Source organism: Achromobacter sp. 2789STDY5608621, from assembly GCF_001299375.1.
GTDB classification, from domain to species: domain Bacteria; phylum Pseudomonadota; class Gammaproteobacteria; order Burkholderiales; family Burkholderiaceae_B; genus Achromobacter; species Achromobacter insuavis.
Genome location: NZ_CYTU01000099.1, coordinates 1 through 5,026 on the forward strand (window position 1 = coordinate 1; position 5,026 = coordinate 5,026).

Annotated in this window: 5 protein-coding genes; 4 read left to right on the forward strand and 1 reads right to left on the reverse strand. The window is 66.8% G+C overall.

All coding sequences use genetic code 11. The annotated features are described in order from the left end of the window. Window positions 1-172: 172 nt before the first annotated feature. Window positions 173-829 (reverse strand): GntR family transcriptional regulator, encoded by a 657-nt coding sequence (locus tag AOZ53_RS33000; RefSeq protein ID WP_231689816.1) that lies wholly within the window; start codon window positions 827-829, stop codon window positions 173-175. Window positions 830-1,055: 226 nt separating this feature from the next. Between AOZ53_RS33000 and AOZ53_RS33005 the strand changes: the two genes are divergently transcribed. From AOZ53_RS33005 to AOZ53_RS33020, 4 genes are all read left to right on the forward strand, one after another. After that, window positions 1,056-1,847, forward strand: coding sequence for an SDR family NAD(P)-dependent oxidoreductase (locus AOZ53_RS33005; RefSeq protein ID WP_054491057.1), 792 nt, complete (start codon window positions 1,056-1,058; stop codon window positions 1,845-1,847). 78 nt (window positions 1,848-1,925) lie between these two features. Continuing rightward, complete coding sequence (locus AOZ53_RS33010; protein ID WP_054491059.1) at window positions 1,926-3,137, forward strand: ABC transporter substrate-binding protein; 1,212 nt, start codon at window positions 1,926-1,928, stop codon at window positions 3,135-3,137. Window positions 3,138-3,198: 61 nt separating this feature from the next. Further along, window positions 3,199-4,101, forward strand: a complete 903-nt coding sequence (locus AOZ53_RS33015; protein WP_054474840.1) for a branched-chain amino acid ABC transporter permease — start codon at window positions 3,199-3,201, stop codon at window positions 4,099-4,101. Continuing rightward, window positions 4,098-5,026 (forward strand): branched-chain amino acid ABC transporter permease (locus AOZ53_RS33020; RefSeq protein WP_054491061.1); only part of this gene is annotated, 929 nt, incomplete at its 3' end. The genes AOZ53_RS33015 and AOZ53_RS33020, both read left to right, overlap by 4 nt.

Sequence of the window (5,026 nt, forward strand, 5' to 3'; positions counted from 1 at the left end):
GGGGGATGGCGGGGCGTGTAGATGCGCCCGAGGGAAACCGTAGGGAGCCGAAGGCGGACGAGGTTGACGACGGGGAAGTCCGGAGCGAACGCTCCGGACCGCAATCGTAGCCCCGCCATCCCCCGCCTGCCCCGTCACCCGCGCCTAAAGAACCCAACCGCCAACAATCCCCTCAAACCCGATAGGCCTGCGCCAACCTCTCATAATTATTCTTAAGAATGATCCCCGCATAATAGACATGCTCCCGCATCAGATCCTCAGCCCGCGCCCCATCCCGCGCAATAATGGCATTGACGATCCGATGATGATCATCATGCGACCGCAGAATGATCCCGTGGTCCTCCCACAGGATGATCCGATCCGACGCATACGGAATCGCCTGCGCCTGCGTCGCGAACCGCTTCACCCACGGATTGCCCGCCGCCTCCAGGATCCCGTTGTGCAAGGTGATGTTGACCTGCTGATACGGCAGATGGTCCTCCGCCAGCAGCACGCCCTTGCCGAGAATGCGGTCGCCTTCGTCCAGGCAGTTCTTCAGCACCGCCACCGCGTCATTCGACAGGCCGCGCAGCGCCGCCTGCCGACAGGCCAGGCCCTCGAGCGCCGCGCGCACCTCGTAGGCCGCCACGATCTCGGCAATGTCATAGGCCCGCACCGTATAGCCGCGCTTGGGCAGATGCTCCAGCAACCCCTCGTTGCCCAGCGTCGCCAGGGCCGCCCGCACCGGCGTGCGTGACACCCCCAGCTTCTCGGCCAGCGGGATTTCCTCCAGACGGGCCCCGGGGCTGAACTTGCCATGCAGCACCCAGTCCCGCAGCGTATCGGTCACGTGTTGAGATAGCGTATCCATGCTCGCATTGTATACATGAAGAATACATGCGACACCGCCCCTTACCACTGCGCTAGGGCTTTCCCCAATGAGAACGATCAAGGTCACCGTTCAACTACGGGAAACCCCCTATACCTACCAACCCATCATGTATACATAATCGCCAAAAATTCAGATCAGCGGACGCCCCTTCCAAGGCAGGCGAATCCGCGCAACAGGAGACAGCATGTCCAATGTATCCACGCCGGCCGCGGGCCCGGCCCCGCGGCTCGCGCTTGTCACCGGCGGCGGCGGCGGCATCGGCGCCACCATCTGCCAGGAACTGGCCCGCGCCGGCTACCGCGTGGTCGTGTCGGACGTGGATGCCCAGCGCGCCGGCCGCGTGGCCGAGGAACTCGGCGCGCCGCACAGCGCCCATGCCTTCGACGTCAGCGACGAAAACGCCGTCGAAACGGCGTTCGACCAGATCGAACAGGCCCACGGCCCCATCGCCGTGCTGGTCAGCGCCGCCGGCCTGCTGCTGTTCCAGGCCAACGGCGAACGCCCGCTGATCAAGGACACCACGCTCGACATCTGGGAACGCAGCTTCGCCGTCAACGCGCGCGGCGTGTTCCTGTGCGGCCGCGCCTACCTGCGGCGGCGCGAAGCCGCGCCGCTCCAGCACGGCCGCATCGTCACCTTCACTTCGGTCGCCGCGCAGCTGGGCGGCTATCGCTCCAGCGCCTCGTACATCGCCGCCAAGTCCGCCGTGCTGGGCCTGACCAAGGCCATGGCGCGCGAATCGGCGCACCTGGGCGTCACCGTCAACGGCATCGCGCCGGGGCTGATCGACACCGACATGCTGCGCAGCACCGTCACCAGCAGCGGCGCGCTGGCGGCCGCGGCGCAGGCGATTCCGCTGGGCCGCATCGGCACGGTGGACGACGTCGCCGCGGCCGTGCGTTTCCTGGCCTCGGAAGAAGCGGGCTACATCACCGGCAGCGTCATCGACGTGAACGGTGGCTACCGCATGCAGTGAACCCAATCCGGCGGCATCGCCGCCACGCAGCAACGCGCCATGGATAAAGGCGCGCACTCAAAAAACGGGAGACAAACCATGAAGCACCTTCGCCGCCACGCGGCCGCCGCGCTATGCGCCCTTGCCCTGGGCGCCTCCGCCCAGGCCCAGCAGGAACCCGGCATCACCGACAAGACCATCCGCATCGGCCTGTTCGCGCCCCTCTCGGGCAGCGGCATGGCCTACGGTTTCGACGTGCTGAACGCCGCCAAGATGTGGTACGCCAAGGTCAACAAGGAAGGCGGCATCAACGGCCGCCAGATCGAACTGGTGATCGAGGACGACCGCTGCAACGCCAATGACCTGGTGGCGGCGGTCAAGAAGCTGACCGAGCAGGACAAGGTGTTCCTGCTGAACGGCGGCTCGTGCTCGGCCGCCGTGGTGGCCGCGCGCGAATACGTCGAGCGCGAGAAGGTGCCGCTGGTCATGCTCAACGCCTCCGGCGACGGCGCGCTGTATCCGCCGTCCAAGTACATCTACGGCGCGTTCTCGATCTCGCAGCACGCCGTGGGCGGCTCGATGGTGCAGTTCGCCAATGAGCACCTGAAGGCCGCCAAGATCGGCTACATCAACCACGACGACGCCTACGGCGGCTGGAACCTGGAAGCCGCGCAGGCCCAGGCCAAGCAGCTGGGCAACGTGAACCTGCAGGTGCAATCGGTCAATCCCAACATCACCGACGTCACCGCGCCGATGCTCAAGATCCGCGCCGGCAACCCGGACGTGCTGTTGCTGACGACCTATGCCCGCCCCGCCGCGCTGATCATCAAGAAAGCGCAGGAACTGGGCTGGAACAAGCCCATCGTGCTGGCCGTCAACGGCACCGCCGACCTGAAGCAGCTGGTCGAGAACGTCGGCAACAAGGACGCCTTCAAGAACGTCTACATCCAGGAAGTGCTGGCCGACGTGCCCGGCGGCTCGAAGCTGACCTGGGTCTACGACATGTACAAGCAGGCCTATCCGGACCTGGCCGCCAAGCCTGGCCACCCGCAGACCTACATGCCCTACGGCCTGCCGCCGGCGATGGCGGTGGTCAACGCCCTCAAGGCCGCCGGCCCGCAGCCCACCCGCGAGAAGGTGCTGGCCGCGCTGGAGACCATGAAGTTCGATTCCGGCGTCATGGCCGGCCCGATCGAGTTCGGCCCGAACGACCGCGCCGCGCAGGAATCGGCCATCTACATCAAGTTCGACGGCACCAACATGTCGCTCGTGCCGGGCGCCTTCAAGAGCGTCTGGCAGTACCAGCCGTAACCGCCGCCACAGGCCAGGTCCGCGCCGCGGCGCAGCGCCGCGCGGACCGCCGGAGACCATCATGAGCTTTGCCGATATCTGGTTGTTCCTGCAGCAGGGGGTGCTGTCGGGACTGGTGACGGGCAGCGTCTACGCGCTGCTGGCGGTCGCCGTCGTCATTATCTTCAAGACCACCGACGTGCCCAACTTCGCCCAGGGCGAGATCTTCATGGTCGGGGGCTACATCGCCCTGTTCCTGACCCTGGTGATGGGCTGGCCCTACCTGGTCGTCATTCCGGTCACGCTGCTGGTGGTGGCGGCGGTCTCCGGCCTGTTCCAGCGCGTCGTCATGGAGCGCGTCATCGCCTCCAGGGGCGTGGGGGTGCAGATGGTGATCGCCACGCTGGGCCTGGCGTATGCCCTGAAGGGGCTGGTGCGCCAGACCGGCCTGGGCGACACGCCGCGCTCGCTGCCGCCGCTGGCGCCGACCGACGCCATCATCATCGGCGACGCCGTGCTGACGCAGCTGGACCTGGTGATCTTCGCGGTGGCCGTGGGCGTGATGCTGCTGCTGTACGGGATGTTCACCTACACCCGCGTGGGCAAGGCCATGCGCGCCGTCGGCATGAACCCCAAGGCCGCGCGCCTGGTGGGCGTGAACCTGACGCGCATCCGCATGATGGTGTGGGCGCTGTCCGGGCTGATCTCGGCCGTGGCCGCGCTGCTCATCACGCCCAAGATCCTGATCACGCCGGACATCGGCCACATCGCCATCCTGGCCTACGCGGCCGCCATCGTCGGCGGCATCACCAGCCTGCCCGGCGCGGTGGTCGGCGGCTTCGTGATCGGCGTGGCCGAGAACCTGGTGGGCCTGTTCATTTCGACCAACGCGATCGTGGTGGCGCCCTTCGTGGCCATCATGGTGGTGCTGCTGCTGCGTCCGCAAGGCCTGCTGGGCGGCAAACTGCAGGTGAAAAAAGTATGAAATCCAAGACCGACCGCGCCCTGCTGGCGCTGATGGCCGTGGCGCTGGCGGCCCTGCCGTTCGTCGCCAGCGGCTATGTGATCTATGTCGTCAACCTGCTGATGGTGTTCGTGGTGCTGGCCCTGGGCCTGCACATCGTCATCGGCGAGACCGGGCAGTTCGCGCTGTCGCACGCCGCGTTCTACGGCGTCGGCATCTATACGGCGGGGCTGATCAACAACCTCTGGCATCCGCCCTTCTTCGTGTCGATCGTGGCCGGCGGGCTGCTGGCCGCGCTGCTGGGCTACGTCATCGGCGCCCTGGCGCTGCGCATGCGCGACATCTACCTGGCGCTGTCGACCTTCGCCTTCGGCGAGGCGATGCAGTGGGTGTTCCTGAACTGGCAGTCGGTGACCAATGGCTCGAACGGCTTCCGCATTTCGCCGGCCACGCTGTTCGGCTATGAACTGGTGTCCGACATCAAGGCCTATCCGTTCGTGGTCGCGATCGCCGCGCTGCTGCTGTGGGCCACCGTGGCGCTGTCGCGCTCGCAGCTGGGCTCGGCCTTTCGCGCCGTGCGCGAGAGCGACGTGGCGGCGCAGGCCATGGGCGTGAACGTCAACGCCATCAAGCGCACCGCCTTCACGCTGTCGGCCGCCTACGCCGGCATCGCCGGCGGCATGTACACCACCTTCGCCTCGTTCATCCACCCGGAAAGCCTGGGCTTCCAGACCACCATCCTGATCCTGACCATGGTGGTGGTGGGCGGCATCGGCTCGGTGCGCGGCGCCATCGCCGGCGCGATCGGCTTCGGCCTGATCTCGGAGCTGCTGCGCCAGGCGCTGTCGTTCCAGGAAATCATCTACGGCGTGATCCTGATGGGCTTCATGATGTTCGCGCCCAAGGGCCTGTTCGCCAGCCGCGAGGCGCGCCGCCGCGCGCCGCC